The organism is Brucella tritici (assembly GCF_008932295.1).
Taxonomy (GTDB): Bacteria; Pseudomonadota; Alphaproteobacteria; order Rhizobiales; family Rhizobiaceae; genus Brucella; species Brucella tritici.
This window is the reverse complement of sequence record NZ_WBWA01000003.1, coordinates 156,788-172,453: the sequence shown is the minus strand read 5'-3', so window position 1 is coordinate 172,453 and position 15,666 is coordinate 156,788. Positions and strand designations below refer to the sequence as shown.

The following is a 15,666-nucleotide window of genomic DNA, read 5'->3' as shown; positions in this document are numbered from 1 at the left end:
ATGGCAACGTTGACGCCGGAAGAAATCGCATCGCTTAAGCAGCAAAAGATAAAGCTTGTCAGGGCTATGCGGTCCGGCGCGCTAAGCGTCCAGCATGGCGACAAGCGCGTACAGTACCGATCCATTGCGGAAATGCAGAGCGTACTTGACGGCATCAACGAAGAGTTGGCCGAGGCTGAAACCGGGCGGAAGAAGAAGCGCACCATTTATATTGATGCTCGCCGGGGGTTCTAATGAGTTTTTTGCAGAAAACGCTAAACGTTTTCCGCCTTGGCGGATCTAGCAATCCTTCATTTGAGGCTGCGGGCCGAGGTCGCAGGCTGCGAGGTTTCAACCCTCCCCGTCGCCATGTCAACGCGGCAATCCAGCAAGCGGGAACGACATTGACGTCGCGGGCGCGCTGGCTTTATCAGAATGATGGATATGCCGGAAACGCTATTGATGAATGGGCCAGTGCTGCGGTAGGCGATGGCATCAAGCCGCGCCCAAGGATCAAGAACAAGAAACTAAAACGTTTCTTGGTTGATCTTTTTTACCGCTGGTCCGAAGAGGCCGACATAGATGGCCTGCATGACTATTACGGCATTCAGGAAATGGTCGCGCGCGAAGTGTTTCTTTGCGGTGAAGTATTTGTTCGAATACATGCGCGCCATCCCGACGATATGTGGACGGTCCCTTTCCAGCTCCAAGTTATGCCTGCTGAAATGTTGGACCTCTCATACGACATGCCACTCACGGGCGGTCGCTACATAAGGGCCGGAATCGAGTTCGATAGCAACGGGCGTCGGCTCGCTTATCATTTCTGGCGTTACCATCCCGACGACGCCGTCCCTATCGGATTCACCGGCAATCTTAGGGAACGTGTACGAGTGCCCGCCGAAGAGGTCATTCATGTGCTGGAAGCGCGTGAAGGCGGTCAAATCCGTGGTGTTCCCCGTGTCGCCCGCATCTTGGTCAAAATATTCAAGATGGAATTCTATGACGACGCCGAGCTTGAACGTAAAGGCACGACTGCGCTCTTTGCCGGGTTCACTAAGGGACGCGGGGAGCCTCCCCTCGATCTTGACGATGACGACGAGGATGATACGGCGATTGCGCCGATGACGCCGGGCGCGATTATCGACCTCGGTGATGACAGAGACATTACATTCTCGCAGCCCGCCGATGTGGGCGGATCATATGAGCCATTCCAGTACCGCAGCATTCTCAAAATCTCTGCGGGGCTCGGCGTCCCATACTCCTACGTTTCGGGAGATATGACGAAGGGAAACTTCTCAAACGTTCGAACCGATATCGTTCGTTTTCGCAGGCGGGTCGGCCAATGGACCAACAATACCTTGAATTTCCAGTTGTGCCGTGAGGTTTGGAAACAGTTCGTTGACCGTGCCTATATGGCCGGTCTGGTCGAACTGCCGAACTACGACAACGACCCCACACTGTATTGGAGCGCCGAGCATCTTCCGCCGCGTCAGGAATGGATTGACCCCCGCGTCGATGTAATGGCCGAAAAGGAATCTATCAAGGCGGGCTTGAAGAGCCGGACACAGGCGGTCGCAGAGCGCGGATATGACCGGGAAGACATTGACGAAGAATTAGCCGAGGAACGAGCCGCAGCAAGAGGCAAGGGACTTCGGTTCGATACCGATGCGCCGGAGCCCGGCAGCGAAAGCGGATGGGGATCGGCGACGGCCTTACTGCCGGAAGAGCGCCAAGATCGCCCCGAAGAGCGCGAGGACAACGAAGAGGAAGAACAGGAAAATGCGTGACTTGCCGCATATCGCAGCGATGATCTTTAACCGGCCCTTGCTCCTACGGGACGATGTAGGTCGTAACATCATTGAATCGGTGGCGCATCGCATTTTACGCGGAGAAGCGGTAAAGCCTTCCGAGCTACCGAAGGCGGAGCGCGCGAAACCTCGCATGATTTCCGGCGGCGCACGCCATTTTTCTTGCGGTGCCTATATGGCTATGGATGGTATCGCCGTTTTTCCTATCGTGGGCTCACTGGTCCGTCGCGCGTCTTGGCTTGATGCTGAATGCGGCCTAATGAGTTACGACGCCATTCGTGAGGGCGTCACCGAAATTCTTACCGACCCATCGGTCCGGGGCCTGTTGTTGGAGATAGACTCCGGCGGTGGCGAGGCTTCGGGGTGCTTTGATTGCGCCGATTTCATCCGGTTAGCGAGCGAGCAAACCGGAAAGCCGGTTTGGGCTCACGCCAACGAAGTCGCGTGTTCTGCGGCCTACGCCCTCGCCACTTCCGGCGACGTTCTAGTCCTCGCCCGAACAGCGGAAGTAGGTTCCATTGGCGTCGTCGCAGCGCATTGCGACCTCACAGAACAAGACAAAAAAGAGGGCATGAAGTGGACCTTCATCAAGTCCACGCCTGAAAAGGCCGAGGGCAACCCTCATGAGCCTATGACCGATGACGCATTGGGCCGCGTCCAAGCAGATGTAGACAATCTCATGGATATGTTTGCGGCGCTGGTTTCGCGGAATCGTGGAATGACCGAGCAGAAAATACGCGGTACAAAAGCGCAAGTTTATCGCGGTTCTCTTGCAGTCGAGTCCGGCCTTGCTGATGAAGTGGCTACATTGGACGAAACGTTGCAAGCGTTCGCGATGCACATTGACGAAATGCAAAACGAGATTGACAAAACGTCAATTAGCGCAGCGGAAAAGAGGGTTAGCTTAATGGCTGGACGTTTCAAATCTTCGCGTACCCGTCTTGAAATCGAAGACGAAGAAGAAGAGGCGCGCAAGGCTCGTCGCGCCAAGCGGGCCGAGGATGACGACCCGGATGCGGATGACGATCCTGACGCCGATGACGACCCGGATGCGGATGACGACCCGGAGGCCGATGACGATCCTGACGCTGATGATGATCCTGACGCCGAAGACGACGAGCAGGCCCGCAAGGCTCGCCGCGCTCGCCGGGCAAGCGACGACGAAGAGTCGCCAGCGGCCCGCGCCCGCCGTGCCGAACGTAAACGATGCTCCGGCCTTCATTCTCTAGCAGCGCAGGCCAAGCGGCTCGGCGTCAGCTTCAATGCTTCTCGCGCCATTGAGCAAGGTTTGTCCGTGGACAAGGCGCGGGCCCGCATAATGCGAGCCGCAGCCGACGCCAATGCCCCGCATACCAGTGCTGTAGCGGCTCCACGGTATGCGCGCCCCGGTTCCGGTGGCAGCAATGGCAATCTGTCCCAAGCCGAGAAAAAGGCGGCGTGGGCTAAAGCGATGAAGCGCCGATAAGCGGCAAGGAGTCCACCATGAAAGTGTTTACTGACAACGGCAAGCGCGTCGGCGGTTACATCATCAGCGAAACAGACGGCGCTACCGGCGGCATGCGGTCACGCGATACCGGCACCCTTGCCGCTGGCGTGGTGGGCGAGTCCGGCCTTGTGCTTGCGCAGCTTGCAAACAAGAAGTTTGTGCCCTTGGCTGCGGTGCCTGAAGACCCGGCGACGGGCGCGGAAACCGCCGTAGCCGTTCTATATACGCGGGCCAACGCCGCCGAGGCTGACACCAAGGTCGTCATAACCGCCCGCTCTAGCGAGGTGAATGGCGCAGAACTGACTTGGCCGGAAGGCATCACTTCCGATGCGAAAGCTGCGGCAATCGAATCTCTCAAAACCAAGGGTATCATCGTCCGCTAAGCGGCGTTGTTGATCGGGGATAACTACGATGCATATGGATATTTTCAACGACGACGCCTTCTCTGCGGTCATGATGACGGCGGCGCTCGAAGATTTCGAGTTCACGCCGGGCCTCATTTCATCGCTCAATCTGTTCGAAGACGTTCCGACTTCCACGACAAGCGTAAGCGTTGAAAAGCGCGGTAACACGTTTGAGTTGATCGGGACCAGCGAACGCGGCGAGCCGATTGACGAAGGAACGCGCGACGGGCGCGACCTGCGCGTGTTCAACACGACGCGCATTGCCAAAGGCCACACGATTCAGGCTTCCGAAATCCAGAATGTCCGCGCATTTGGCGAGGAATCGGACTTGGAAACCATGATTTCCTATGTTGGCCGCTATCAGCAGCGCCTGCTTACTTCGGTCGAAGCAACTTGGGAATTCCAGCGGCTCGGCGCATGCTTCGGCAAGGTTTTGGACAAGGACGGCACCGTCATTTACGATTGGTTCCGCGAATGGAATATCACCAAGCCGGTCGAAATTAACTTCGAACTGGACAAGGATACCACCCTTGTCGAACTGAAATGCCGTCAGGTTATCCGTATCATGCAGGATAAGGCGGACGAAGCTTGGTTGCCTTCGACCACCGTGGTCGGGCTTGCCGGTGATAGTTTCTTCGATAAAATCACCACGCATAAGACCACTCGCGAAACCTACCTTAACCAGTCACAGGCGACGAATCTTAACCGGGTTTTCGGCCTTGCGCAGAAAGACGGCTTCCGTGCTGGTTCCTATGCGAGCTTCGATTTCGGTGGCATTCTGTTCATCAACTACAAGGGCTCCAAGCAGTTCGACAAGAACGCTGCCGAGGGGGCGAAGAACGGCAAGGAAGCTTTCGGCGTCAATTCGAAGCGCTGCAAGTTCATCCCGGTAGGTGCGCCCGGCGTATTCCAGCAGACCTTTGCACCGGGCGAAGCGTGGGAATGGGCTAACACTATTGGCCGTCCGCTCTATTCGTTGATGGTGCGCGATGAAAAGCGCGGCTTTTGGGTCCGTCCCGAAGTTTACAGCTATCCGCTCTTCATGTGCACGCGGCCTGAAATGCTCCTAAGCGCGAAGGAGTCCGCCGACGCTTAATGCTCGGCGGCGCTCCGATGTGGGACGACCTATTAGATATAGCCACCGAAGCGGTGCGGGATGTATTTTCCGTGCCGCTCACTTATGTCCGGCTGGAAACCGATACAACGCATACCACGACACCGAGCGGCGAGCCGCTTACCGCCATCTTCGACGTTATTCCAGCGGAGTCGAATGAGGGAGTGAGCCTGACCGTTGCGAACCGCATCACGGTAATTGATGTACGCCTCGGCGATCTCGGATTTGACCCGGCAGTCAAAGACCGCGTAACGATCAATGGCAAAAGCTACGATGTAAATAAACGGCTACCTTCGTCATCGGGAATGATGAAGCTGCAACTACGGGAGGTTTGACCAATGGAGAACCCCCGTAAGTTGGTAACGGCATCGGTTGCCAAATATTTGAAAACGCCGATTCTCGAAACGGACGGCCCGCGCTTTCGAACCGGAGCAAAGGGGCGCGTGTTCGATACCGACAGCACTCCGCCGGACGTCGATAGCTTGGCCGAAATCAACGTTCTGTTTGTGGAAGAGGAAATCGATCCCCAAACCCAACATCAAGGCGGGCCCCGTCGCCGCATCATGGAAATGCGCGTCGAATGCTACCATACAAAGAGCAAAGACAACGCCGACGACCTTGCATGGGAGGTCGAAGAGGCGTTGCGGGCTAATCCCACGCTATCAAACTCCGTCGAATGGCTAACGCTTCAAAAGCTGAATCTGTTCGTTGTAGAAAATCAATCCGTTGCGCTATTTGCAGTCGTTATGACGTATCAGGTCATCTATTGGACGCATCAGATCGCCGACCCGGATACTGGCAGGCCGGTGACGGTATTGCTCGGATATGACCCGCATACCGGACCGGGGCATGAACCGGATTACGAAGTCGTTATCGGTGAATAGCGATGACAGCCCGGTACGACAAAGACATAACCGATCTTCAACGTCGCCTTTCTAACAGCGTCATAGTTGGAAGCATATCGAAGGTTGACCACAGACAGGGGCGCTATCGGGTCAAGGCGGGCGCTCTTGAGTCTGACTGGCTACCGATGGCGACACCGCGAGCCGGTAAAACGAGTGTCTATTCGTCTTATGAAGAAGGCGAACAAGTTATCATCGCATCGCCATCCGGTGATTTATCGCAAGCCGTCATACTTGGTGCAATCGCCACCGAGCGGACACAGGCCGGAGACAAGGGCAATACCCACGTCACGAAATATCCAGACGGCAGCGTAATTGCATATGACCACGATACACATTCGTATTCTATGCAAATAGCCGAGGGCGGCGGCTTCGCCCTGTCAATTGGTGGCGGTGTCAGCTTGGTCGCGGAAGGCGGGAAGTTGATAATCAACGCTCCGGGCGGGATAGAAACGGTTTCCCCGACACTTACTCACAACGAAAAAGATATCGGTGCCACGCATCGTCATGGCGGCGTCGAGCGCGGCAGCGAGATAACCGACGAACCAGTCTAAGGAGGGCACGCTATGCGCGGCATGAACGCGATTACCGGGCGTCCGGTCGACGGTAAAGACCATCTTCGGCAATCCATCATAGATATCCTTAGCACACGCAAGGGAACCCGCGTCATGCGTCGGGACTACGGTTCCGATATTCCGAGCATCGTTGACCGTCCCGCAAATGACCAGCTTGCGGTCGACATGTATGTAGCAGTTGCCGAAGCGCTAGACCGTTGGGAGCCTCGCTTAAAATTGCGGGATGTTTCAATGACCCTGCAAGGAGACGGGGTTATAGAGTTCTCCATTACAGGCAATTACTTGCCAAACGGCGAAGTAATTACCCTCAATGGGATCGTGATTAAATGACCGACGCGGCTTCCGAGTATTTCCGCCTAATTGATCTTTCATCGGTCCCGGTGCCAGACTTCGTTGAAGCTCTGGACTACGAGGCTATTCGGCAAGCCGCTATCAATGATCTTTTGCAAATCGACCCCGAATATTCGGCTATTCTCGAAAGCGACCCCGCGATCAAAGTAATTGAGGTTTTCGCATATCGGGAATTGATACTCCGGCAGCGCGTCAATGATGCGATGCGGCAAACTACGATCACCGACGCGGTTGGTAGCAACTTAGACGTGGCGGCGGCTTTCTTTAATACGAAGAGATTCGATAATGAAGGCGACGAGCAATTAAGGCGCAGATCACAATTAGGCATCTACATAGCCGCAGTAGGCGGGCCGCTAAAAGCCTATGAGTTTCAAGCGTTGTCCGCTCACCCGAATGTGGTCGACGTATCGATACACAGCCCGGCACCCGGCGAAATTGCCGTCACGGTCCTAGCTTATGAGGACGTCGCAGCAGAGAAGGCCAGCCCGGAGCAATTGCTTATCGGCAAATCACTTTTTGCGCAGCCGCGCGACAAGGCGATTGTGCGCATTCTGGCGGGGGCGTCCTCGGACGTCATGAAAACCGTACGGACCGCGTTAAATGAAAAGGCGGTGCGGCCAATGACCGATGGCGTTACCGTTCAACCGCCGACTCCACGTCTTTTCTCTGTAGATGCAAAACTTGTTGTCTATCCCGGCCCGGACGCCGAAACGGTGCGCAGGGCATCTATTGCGTCGCTATCGTCCTATTTGCAGAGCATTCGTAAGGTGGCTTACGACGCCACTCTGGCCGGGTTGATCGCCTCTCTCAAGGTCGGCGGTGTCCAAAATGTTATTCTGGCCGCACCGGCGCAGGATATTACCGCCAGCTTCTATGACCTGGCTGTCTGCACATCGGCGAAAGTGACGGTGGAACGTGTCGACGTTTGAAAGCATTCTTCCCAACTACGCCACTAAGCTTGAGCGGGATCTAGAACAGGTCACAGCATTCGCGGAGCTTCCGATTGAAGAGTTGGCAAATGCGCTCGACCCTTGGAAGATTGATATTCGCTTCCTGCCGTGGCTCGCTTTCCGCTTTGCCGTGGACTTCTGGAACGACGATTGGAGTGAATTTCAAAAGCGCGATGTCGTCGCACGGCAGTTCAACCTACAGCGATTAAAGGGCACCGAGGCCGGTATTTCTGGCATGCTTGAAGTGGTGGACTCCTCGCTTCGGGAGGTCATTCACTATCCGCGCCGCGCGTTCGCCTCGGCGGTGATCTCGAAACAGCAGCGCGACGCTTGGCTGGAACGCATGCCGCAAATCCGCATCTATTTCGCCAATTATCAAGGCAAGGCCGATCTAGCGACCTTCCCCGGCTTGGACGGCAGGAAACGCGGCAGTTTCGCAAGCCATGCGTTTGCGAGGCTCGACGCCGGTGCGGCCATATATGGGCGGCGTGCCGTTATACGTTATCCTGATGGGCGTGAAGTACCAATGCGCCGATCAAATCCCGAAGTTTCCGCCGAGACCGGTCAAGCCTTCGAATTGGACCGCGTGCATGTGTCTGGTGAAGCCGGGCCCGCAATATTTATTCGGCGGTTTGCCGGTCATGGTTACGTGACCCGAAAGAACAAGCCCGCTGAAATTGTCACCTATTCGCTTGACCGTACTTACGACACAGACAAGACCGACTTGCACCTTGATACCGTCGCCGCAGGGCTAGACCCGGTGGACGTAAGATATCAGCGGTTTTCAGAACGAGTGCCGCGAAAGCGCAACGCGGTCTTTGTCGGAGATTTTGCGGGTCAGCACTTCGTCATGGCCGATGACGGCGCAAATCATATCTTCGATAGGATTTTTCTTCACGACAAAAGCGTCGATGTTCCATGGATAAAAGCGCACTCATTTGCTGGCCACGCTCGGCTCGGCATCGCCCCATTTCATGCCGAGTTGCTTGTTGAGGCCAGATCATCGAAGCGTCCCCGTGCTGGTTATAGCGGCTATACCTATTTAGGGCGCGGTTTCGCAACAAAAGAGAATTTATCTAAGTCAAAGCTCGCTTATGCTGCGGTACGAAGAAGTAAAGCGGGCCGCGATAGGATCAAAGTTGATACGCAAACGACACGCGTTCGAACATTTGGAGAAACCTTCAAGTTCGGCGATGACGTTAAGTTTGGTTCGCGCGTCCGAAACCGCCTTAAATAGAGGGTCTTAGCATGGGCGAGCGCCTTGTCATTATTTCGCAGGATCAACAGCTATCCGATGAAGACTTGACCAATATTGGAAAGCATGCGCAGGCGTCGCTTGACCATGCGGTTAATGATGGCATCGAACCGGGCCGCAAATTTACAGGCTTCGCTGTTGTGGCGAATGGAGCCGCACAAGTCACCGTTGGCGCGGGCCGGTTCTATCAGAACGGACAAGTATTCTTCCGTGATGATGAAGGCGGCGTCGTTCTCGATCTCTTGCCTAATCTCCCCGCCGTCACGGAAAAAATCGTTGCGGTGGCGGTATGGGGGCAGTCTATCGACACCAACGTCCAGCCGCGTACCTTCCTTGTTGACGTAGACACCGAGCAAACGGAAGCACGCGCCGTTGCAACGGAAACCCGGCGCTTTGCCAATGTGAACGCCGTACCCGGCGTTGAAGCGGCGGACCCGCAACCGCCGGTTCTGGATTCGAATGTATTGGCTGTTGCCTATATCCATCTCAATACCGCCGGTATTGTTTCAATCACCCCTGTTGAAGCAAATCGGTTGCAGTCAGTACGCAAAGTTTCGGACCGAGTTGAAGTCCTTGAGGACTGGCGCGGGCGCGCCGGGGCACGTCTTGACGTGCTGGACTCCACTGTTGCCGGTATTCAAGATCGAATGAGCCGACTCGCCCCCGCAAATCTGGTGTATGAAATCGCCCGCGATACGGCGCGCCTGAAAGAGCTTGCGGAACTGCCGGAAACCTACACTTCATATGATGCGGACCGCTATCTTACTACGGCCAAGACCGATCTTGAGAACGTCAATCTTTTGGCAAAGGTTGAGGAAGGGATTCATTTCCCGCCAGCGGCACAATATCAGTCGATTGTCGAGCTTCTAAATCCTATCGACCCGCTGGTTTCGCGGCGCAACAATATGATTATGCCCGCTTACACCGAAATCCAGCGATTGAAGGTCGAGGGCAAGGATACCGAACTTTCTATTGCGCAGTATCAGTATCAAACCATAACGACCGTGCAGAAGGACGTTGCGCGAACCCGTATCCGCTACGGCTGCACAAAAACCGTTTGCACAAACTCGGCTTGGTGGCGCTCCGGCACTTATGACGTGATCGGCAATATCTTCCGCCGGGCTGGCGAAACTTGGGCCGTCAACCCTGCTGATATCGGAAAAACTTCGATCAATCACCAGTGGATTCGCGTCACACAATTTTTCTACGACACCTATACCGAATCCTATTGGGAAACGACTTCCGTCCCGCAGGCGATTTCCGGTTCGTTCTTGGCGGAAACGTTCCTAAATTCGGAGCCCGGTTTCATTACGGGTGTGGGCCTCTATTTTACCCGGAAGGCCGCGACGGGCGATGTATCGCTTATGATCGTGGAAACTGATAACGGCAAGCCGGTATTCAGTAAATCGATTGCACGTGTAACGCTGCCTGTAGCTGACATTAAGCTGTGGCCGGAAGTCACCAAGATTCCGCTCCCTCCAACGTTCCTAGAAAAAGGCCGTCGCTACGCTATTGTTCCGGCGTCCGCAGGCAATCATTTCCTTGCTGCGGTTGACGGGAATCGTAACACCAATGGTACGCTCTTCTATTCTACGGATGGGGAATGGGCGCAGGGCGATCTTACGAAGGACATTGCCTACACGCTCTATTATGCAAACTTCAATGCTCCGCGCGTCGAAATCCAGTTGCAGCCGTTGCAGCTTAACGGCGGTATCGCTGATATCGATATCAATATCGACAGCCTTACGCCCGAAGGCACGGAAATTTCGTTTGAAGTGCAGATCAACGGCGTCTGGAAGGCCCTCGGACCGAACAACATTGATCTCCTTATCGGGTTGCCGCCCTTGTTGCCGTTCCGCATCGTTCTTCTTGGAACGATGGACGTTATGCCCGGCTTCGGTGCTGGAATCCGGTCGCAAACCCTTACTTCGCGCCCGCGCGCTGACTACAAGCATATTTCGACGGCGCGCATTTTGCCCGCAGCCTGCAAAACGGTTACCGTTGCGACGCGTCTCGAATATTGGGAAGCCGCACGCCACACCCACGTTTGCAAGCTTTTGACAGGCGATACGTTCGCGACAGTAGTCAACGCCAATTCGTTTAGCGACGAGAAGACACCGGACCCGGCGGCTATTGTTCGCACCTATGTCTTCAACATTCCTGACGGCCTGACGAAGTTCAAAATTCAACAGGAAGGCACTACGGACAATGTTCTTGTGACCTACCACGTCGCCGAACGTTATGACCTCTCGTATTCGAATTGAGAAAGGACTCAAGCATGGCAAAACAGAAGTGGGAGCCGTCGACCTACTACGAAGTAAAGCTCTCCGAGCCGATCAAGGTTGGGCCGGTCTGGCATCGCCCGGATCATGGCCGGGTTGTGTTGCTTGGTAGCGTCGCAGCCAATCATGAAGCCGCGATAATCGAAGCGACCAAGGCCGAGGTCTAAACGGCGAATTCTGTAGGCGGTTCGCCGCTTCCTTCATTTACGAAATGCAAATGCGCCATCTAAAATTGGCGCATTACTCCATAACTTGGGGATTTGATTGACGTTTTGTCAATAACGGAGAATTGGACAAATGGCTGCGTCGCAGTTTCTTCACGGTGTTGAGATAGTTGAAATTGATGACGGCCCGCGCCCGGTGCGAGTTGTCCGCTCTTCTGTTATCGGTATTGTCGGCACGGCACCGGACGCCGACCCCCTCGCCTTCCCGCTGGATACGCCGGTTCTCATAGCGGGCTCGCGCGCGGAGGCGGCAAAACTGTCAATGAACGCGATTCAGGGTGGCAAGGGTACGCTTCCTCGTGCTCTTGACCAAATCCTTGACCAGATCGGCGCGGTTGTCGTCGTGGTCCGCGTTGCCGAGGGCGAAAATGACGCGGAAACGCTCGCAAATATCCTTGGTGGCGTCGATCCCGTAACCGGCGCTTACAAGGGCGTCCATGCCCTACTTGCCGCGAAATCGGTTGTGGGGCAGCAACCCCGTATCATCTGCGTTCCCGGTGCCACGGGCGAACGTCCGGTCGGTGTTGCCGGTAGCGGTCCTATTACAAACAGCGGCGCAGGCGGAACCGATGGTATCTTCGACTTAGCTTTTACCGGAGGAAATGGCAGCGGCGCGGCTGGCACCTTTACGGTCGCAGACGGGAAGCTAACGAAAATTACCATCACTGCGGCGGGCCGCTACACCGTTGCCCCGCAGCCCGATTTTTCGGCGTGCGAAGGGCTGGAGGGTGCAGCGACAACGCTTATTCTTGGCGCTACTGCGAATCCTGTAGTGGCGGAGCTTATCGGCATTGCGGAACGTCTGAAGGCGATTATCGTCGCCGATGGGCCGAACACAAACGACGCAGATGCGATCAAGTATGCGGACGATTTTGGTTCTCGCCGCGTCTATTTGGTTGATCCCGGCGTAAAGGTGGCGCGCGGCGGAAACGTTGAAATTGAACCGGCCTCCCCGGCTGTTGCTGGCCTGATCGCAAAGATCGATAACGACCGTGGTTTTTGGTGGTCACCATCAAATAATGTCATCAATGGCATTGTAGGAACGGCCCGCCCCATTGATTTCACGCTGAACGATGCGAACAGCCGCGCAAATCTGCTTAATGAAGCGAACGTCGCCACCATCATCAATGAGGACGGTTACCGCCTTTGGGGTAACCGTACGCTTTCCAGCGATGCGAAATTTGCCTTTCTCAACATCGTGCGGCTGCACGATATCGTGGGCGACTCCATTCTTTCATCGCATTTGTGGGCGGTCGACCGGGGTATCACAAAAACCTATTTCGATGACGTTTCTGAATCCGTCAACGCCTTCCTTCGCCAGCTAAAAGCCCTCGGCGCGATATCCGGCGGCAACTGTTATCCCGACCCGGATTTGAACTCTCCGGCTTCCATCATGGAAGGAAAGGCTTGGTTTAACGTCGAAATCTCCGGCGTGTATCCCGCCGAGCATGTCATCTTCCGTATGCGCCTTGTCGGCGACTATCTTGAGGATTTGGTATAATGGGCTCTCAACTTCCCCGCCAGCTTAAGGCGTTCAACGTCTACATTGACGGCACCAGCTATGCCGGTCGTGCCGACAATGCCACTCTGCCGCCGCTGGCTTTTCAAATGGAAGATCACCGCGCGGGCGGCATGGATGGCGTCATGCGGATTGAGCTTGGCATGCAGGCCATGCAGGCGCAGCTTGTGATTTCCGATTACTCTCCTGAAATCATCCGCCTTATCGGCAAGCCCGAAGTTCCGTTGGTATTGCGCGGGGCCGTGCAGGCCCAAGGCGGCAACGTTGAGGCCGTTGTCGTCAACATGCGTGGCATGCTCTCCAACACCGAATTCTCGCAGTGGGCACCGGCTACTAAGTCAACCAAGACGCTTACTTATGATCTTTCGTACTTCCGCTTCCGGCAGAAAGACGAAGAGCTTTGCGAAATCGATATCATCAACATGGTGCGGAAATTCGGCGGGGAGGATCAACTTGCCGCCGCCCGCAACGCTGTAGGCATTTAAGGAATCGATATGGAAGATATCCGCAAAACGGTGAGGCACACGCTTCTTGAGCCTATCACCATCGAAGGCCGCACAATTACGGAACTCCATTTTCGCCGCCTGAAAGGCAAGGATATTCGGAATATCGAACGGCTGGATAATGACGTCGATAAAGCCGCCTATGCGATTTCGCAGCTATCGGGCAATCCCCCGGAGCTTTTTGACGAAATGGACGCCGCCGATATCGAAGCGGTGACCCTCATAATTGAGGGTTTTATGAAGCGGAAGGCGGCGAAGACGGGCTAAGCCTCGGCGTCATTGAAAACATCATGGCCGACATTGCCGTGGTGTTCCATTGGCAGCCTTCCGAAATGTTTGAAATGGAAGTTGCGGAGCTTCGCCGATGGCGAACCCACGCGGTAGCCCGCCTTCCGACCAAAAGCGATTAAGCAATGGGCGCACAAGCCGAAGCAACACTTACGCTATCACTGATTGACCGAATTACCGGACCGATCAAGCGTATGAGCGCGCGCGTGCAAGCATCGCTAGCAGCCATAGGCAAACGCTTGGGCTTCGACAGAGTGACGCGGCAAATCCGCAACGTCACCCGTGCCTTTACCGGTCTCGGCCAAGGCATCGCCAGAACCGCAAAAAGGCTATCGCTATTCACTGCACTTGTTGGTGTAGGCGGTGGCGGTTTGCTTGCTGTTCTATTGGGCCTTTCGAAAGCAACCGCCGAAGTTGGCAGCGAGATCGGCAAACTATCTGATGTGGCCGGGATGGCTCCCGTGGCCTTTCAGAAGTGGGCGTTTGCCGGGAAAACGGTCGGTTTGGAATCTGAAAAGATTGCGGACATTCTCAAAGACGTAAACGACAAAATAGGCGACTACTTTCAAAACGAAAGCGGTCCTATGAAGGACTTCTTTGAGAATATACCGAAGCGCGTTGGGAAATCGGCGAAAGCAATACAGCGCGAATTCCGTGGGTTGACTTCTTCGGAAGCCTTGCAACTTTACGTCAATTACTTGCAGAAAGCCAACCTGTCTCAAGCTGACATGACTTTCTACATGGAGGCAATTGCGAGTGACGCAACGCTGTTACTTCCTCTCCTTCGTGACAATGGAAAAGAACTGAACCGCCTCGGTCGCGAGGCCGGGCGTGCAGGCGGTATTCTTGGCAAATCCGCTATCGAACTCGGCAAGAAATTTTCGGAAAGCCAGCTTTCCGTTATGGCCCGACTGGATGGCTTGAGGCGCTTCGTCGGCGTCCAGCTTATGCCGGTTTTCATCGATTTAGCGAACGCGTTTAATAAATGGTACGACGCCAATGCAAAGCTGATTAGGCAAAAGATCGGCGAGTGGGCGAAGCGGTTGCGGCAGATTTTCCGCGACCTTCTTGATCCCACGTCCGATTTACGCCGCAAGATTTCGGAATTCGCGCAAGGGTTTGTTGAAGCCTATGGGAAGATAAAGCCCTTTGTCGACTTCCTCGGAGGGCCGCTTAAGGCGGGCTTGGGCCTTCTGGCATTGTGGGTACTTGCACCCGCGATCACTGGCGTCGCGCTTCTTGCCCTTGCTCTTGGCGGGCTCGGCAAAGCTATAGCAGGCGTAGCTTTCAATGCGCTAGGACTAGCGATCAAGGGTTTAGGTCATCTTTTTGCGGGGGCTGAAAAGGAAGCTGCAGCGGCTGGCACAAAAGCAGGCGGAGCATATGGCCGCGCCTTCGGCACGGGCATGCGCGGTATTCTACGCAATGTTTTCCGTGGTTTCGGCGCATGGGCCGCATATCAGGCAATCAGTAGTATGCCGGATCAGGTACTTAAACCCGGCTCCCGCGAAGAATACGAAGCCAATCTTAAAAAAGGGCAGGAACAAGAAGACGCTTGGAATCGCGCCATTATGGATAATGGCGGAAAAAAACTGAACAAAGTTCTAGGTTTTGAATTCCTTCGCGATAAAGACGATTTCGAGAACTCCCCGGCTAATCGGCTACTTGAAGGTATCAAGGGGCTGTTTTCCGGCGGCGAATCCGGTGGCCGAACCTCACCGGGCGCAGAAACAGTCTTGCGCATCAGGGAAGCCGAGCAAGCGCGCAAAACTGGATACAAGGGCACCACAGACGTTATGCCGGGCAAAACGCGCGACGACCTCGCGCCGGTTGTTGTCCAGCCGCAAGCCCAAGTTCCGGCACCAATAGAAAATAAGACCGTCCACGCGCCGCAGACGGTAAATCTCAATATTCATACCCAAGCCATGACGCCGGGCGAAATCAGCGCCGCCGTTCGTTCTGCAATGAAAAGCGCGAACGACCAGCACGCCGAAGGCGTCGCGTCCTCGCTTTCGGATTGATCGGG

18 protein-coding genes are annotated in these 15,666 nt (G+C 55.2%); all 18 read left to right on the top strand.

What is annotated here, in order from left to right:
- The 18 genes from F9K91_RS04950 to F9K91_RS04870 all read left to right on the top strand — a co-directional run bounded on the left by F9K91_RS04950 (window position 1) and on the right by F9K91_RS04870 (window position 15,661).
- Window positions 1-234, top strand: coding sequence for a phage head-tail joining protein (locus F9K91_RS04950; protein ID WP_151677318.1), 234 nt, complete (start codon window positions 1-3; stop codon window positions 232-234).
- Window positions 234-1,766, top strand: a complete 1,533-nt coding sequence (locus F9K91_RS04945; protein ID WP_151677317.1) for a phage portal protein — start codon at window positions 234-236, stop codon at window positions 1,764-1,766. The genes F9K91_RS04950 and F9K91_RS04945 overlap by 1 nt, the downstream gene beginning before the upstream one ends.
- Window positions 1,759-3,252: a S49 family peptidase gene (locus F9K91_RS04940; protein ID WP_167522175.1), complete on the top strand. Its 1,494-nt coding sequence runs from the start codon at window positions 1,759-1,761 to the stop codon at window positions 3,250-3,252. Before F9K91_RS04945 ends, F9K91_RS04940 begins: the two co-directional genes overlap by 8 nt.
- 17 nt (window positions 3,253-3,269) lie before the next feature.
- The gene (locus F9K91_RS04935; protein WP_151677315.1) at window positions 3,270-3,656 is read left to right on the top strand and encodes a head decoration protein; all 387 of its coding nucleotides are present in this window, start codon (window positions 3,270-3,272) and stop codon (window positions 3,654-3,656) included.
- Between the two features lie 28 nt (window positions 3,657-3,684).
- Complete coding sequence (locus tag F9K91_RS04930) at window positions 3,685-4,773, top strand: major capsid protein (protein ID WP_151677314.1); 1,089 nt, start codon at window positions 3,685-3,687, stop codon at window positions 4,771-4,773.
- Complete coding sequence (locus F9K91_RS04925) at window positions 4,773-5,126, top strand: head-tail joining protein (protein WP_151677313.1); 354 nt, start codon at window positions 4,773-4,775, stop codon at window positions 5,124-5,126. Before F9K91_RS04930 ends, F9K91_RS04925 begins: the two co-directional genes overlap by 1 nt.
- Before the next feature lie 108 nt (window positions 5,127-5,234).
- Complete coding sequence (locus tag F9K91_RS04920; protein WP_151677312.1) at window positions 5,235-5,675, top strand: hypothetical protein; 441 nt, start codon at window positions 5,235-5,237, stop codon at window positions 5,673-5,675.
- 2 nt (window positions 5,676-5,677) lie between these two features.
- On the top strand, window positions 5,678-6,247 hold the full coding sequence (locus F9K91_RS04915) for a phage baseplate assembly protein V (RefSeq protein ID WP_151677311.1): 570 nt from the start codon (window positions 5,678-5,680) through the stop codon (window positions 6,245-6,247).
- Between the two features lie 12 nt (window positions 6,248-6,259).
- A complete protein-coding gene (locus F9K91_RS04910; RefSeq protein WP_328593048.1) occupies window positions 6,260-6,598 on the top strand; it encodes a GPW/gp25 family protein in 339 nt (112 codons plus the stop codon).
- The gene (locus tag F9K91_RS04905; RefSeq protein ID WP_151677310.1) at window positions 6,595-7,548 is read left to right on the top strand and encodes a baseplate assembly protein; all 954 of its coding nucleotides are present in this window, start codon (window positions 6,595-6,597) and stop codon (window positions 7,546-7,548) included. The genes F9K91_RS04910 and F9K91_RS04905 overlap by 4 nt, the downstream gene beginning before the upstream one ends.
- Window positions 7,535-8,806 (top strand): phage tail protein I, encoded by a 1,272-nt coding sequence (locus F9K91_RS04900; RefSeq protein ID WP_151677309.1) that lies wholly within the window; start codon window positions 7,535-7,537, stop codon window positions 8,804-8,806. Before F9K91_RS04905 ends, F9K91_RS04900 begins: the two co-directional genes overlap by 14 nt.
- 11 nt (window positions 8,807-8,817) lie before the next feature.
- Window positions 8,818-11,088 carry a hypothetical protein gene (locus tag F9K91_RS04895; protein WP_151677308.1) on the top strand — a complete coding sequence of 757 codons (2,271 nt, stop codon included), beginning with the start codon at window positions 8,818-8,820 and terminating at the stop codon, window positions 11,086-11,088.
- Window positions 11,089-11,102: 14 nt separating this feature from the next.
- Window positions 11,103-11,273 carry a hypothetical protein gene (locus tag F9K91_RS25900; RefSeq protein WP_167522174.1) on the top strand — a complete coding sequence of 57 codons (171 nt, stop codon included), beginning with the start codon at window positions 11,103-11,105 and terminating at the stop codon, window positions 11,271-11,273.
- Window positions 11,274-11,403: 130 nt separating this feature from the next.
- Entirely contained in the window at window positions 11,404-12,831 is a 1,428-nt protein-coding gene (locus tag F9K91_RS04890) for a phage tail sheath subtilisin-like domain-containing protein (RefSeq protein WP_151677307.1), read from the top strand.
- On the top strand, window positions 12,831-13,334 hold the full coding sequence (locus tag F9K91_RS04885; protein WP_151677306.1) for a phage major tail tube protein: 504 nt from the start codon (window positions 12,831-12,833) through the stop codon (window positions 13,332-13,334). Before F9K91_RS04890 ends, F9K91_RS04885 begins: the two co-directional genes overlap by 1 nt.
- A 9-nt stretch (window positions 13,335-13,343) precedes the next feature.
- On the top strand, window positions 13,344-13,619 hold the full coding sequence (locus F9K91_RS04880; protein ID WP_151677305.1) for a phage tail assembly protein: 276 nt from the start codon (window positions 13,344-13,346) through the stop codon (window positions 13,617-13,619).
- Between the two features lie 23 nt (window positions 13,620-13,642).
- Entirely contained in the window at window positions 13,643-13,762 is a 120-nt protein-coding gene (locus F9K91_RS26565; protein ID WP_151677304.1) for a GpE family phage tail protein, read from the top strand.
- A 3-nt stretch (window positions 13,763-13,765) separates the two neighbouring features.
- Window positions 13,766-15,661 carry a hypothetical protein gene (locus F9K91_RS04870; RefSeq protein ID WP_151677303.1) on the top strand — a complete coding sequence of 632 codons (1,896 nt, stop codon included), beginning with the start codon at window positions 13,766-13,768 and terminating at the stop codon, window positions 15,659-15,661.
- Window positions 15,662-15,666 lie beyond the last annotated feature (5 nt).

What these genes read in the sequence shown, in the direction of transcription:
- F9K91_RS04930 (WP_151677314.1), top strand. Translation starts at nt 3,685, where the DNA reads ATGCATATGGATATTTTCAACGACGACGCCTTCTCTGCGGTCATGATG.
- F9K91_RS04905 (WP_151677310.1), top strand. Translation starts at nt 6,595, where the DNA reads ATGACCGACGCGGCTTCCGAGTATTTCCGCCTAATTGATCTTTCATCG.
- F9K91_RS04945 (WP_151677317.1), top strand. Translation starts at nt 234, where the DNA reads ATGAGTTTTTTGCAGAAAACGCTAAACGTTTTCCGCCTTGGCGGATCT.
- F9K91_RS04870 (WP_151677303.1), top strand. Translation starts at nt 13,766, where the DNA reads ATGGGCGCACAAGCCGAAGCAACACTTACGCTATCACTGATTGACCGA.
- F9K91_RS04890 (WP_151677307.1), top strand. Translation starts at nt 11,404, where the DNA reads ATGGCTGCGTCGCAGTTTCTTCACGGTGTTGAGATAGTTGAAATTGAT.
- F9K91_RS26565 (WP_151677304.1), top strand. Translation starts at nt 13,643, where the DNA reads ATGGCCGACATTGCCGTGGTGTTCCATTGGCAGCCTTCCGAAATGTTT.
- F9K91_RS04940 (WP_167522175.1), top strand. Translation starts at nt 1,759, where the DNA reads ATGCGTGACTTGCCGCATATCGCAGCGATGATCTTTAACCGGCCCTTG.
- F9K91_RS04925 (WP_151677313.1), top strand. Translation starts at nt 4,773, where the DNA reads ATGCTCGGCGGCGCTCCGATGTGGGACGACCTATTAGATATAGCCACC.
- F9K91_RS04950 (WP_151677318.1), top strand. Translation starts at nt 1, where the DNA reads ATGGCAACGTTGACGCCGGAAGAAATCGCATCGCTTAAGCAGCAAAAG.
- F9K91_RS04880 (WP_151677305.1), top strand. Translation starts at nt 13,344, where the DNA reads ATGGAAGATATCCGCAAAACGGTGAGGCACACGCTTCTTGAGCCTATC.
- F9K91_RS04895 (WP_151677308.1), top strand. Translation starts at nt 8,818, where the DNA reads ATGGGCGAGCGCCTTGTCATTATTTCGCAGGATCAACAGCTATCCGAT.
- F9K91_RS04915 (WP_151677311.1), top strand. Translation starts at nt 5,678, where the DNA reads ATGACAGCCCGGTACGACAAAGACATAACCGATCTTCAACGTCGCCTT.
- F9K91_RS04910 (WP_328593048.1), top strand. Translation starts at nt 6,260, where the DNA reads ATGCGCGGCATGAACGCGATTACCGGGCGTCCGGTCGACGGTAAAGAC.
- F9K91_RS04885 (WP_151677306.1), top strand. Translation starts at nt 12,831, where the DNA reads ATGGGCTCTCAACTTCCCCGCCAGCTTAAGGCGTTCAACGTCTACATT.
- F9K91_RS04935 (WP_151677315.1), top strand. Translation starts at nt 3,270, where the DNA reads ATGAAAGTGTTTACTGACAACGGCAAGCGCGTCGGCGGTTACATCATC.
- F9K91_RS25900 (WP_167522174.1), top strand. Translation starts at nt 11,103, where the DNA reads ATGGCAAAACAGAAGTGGGAGCCGTCGACCTACTACGAAGTAAAGCTC.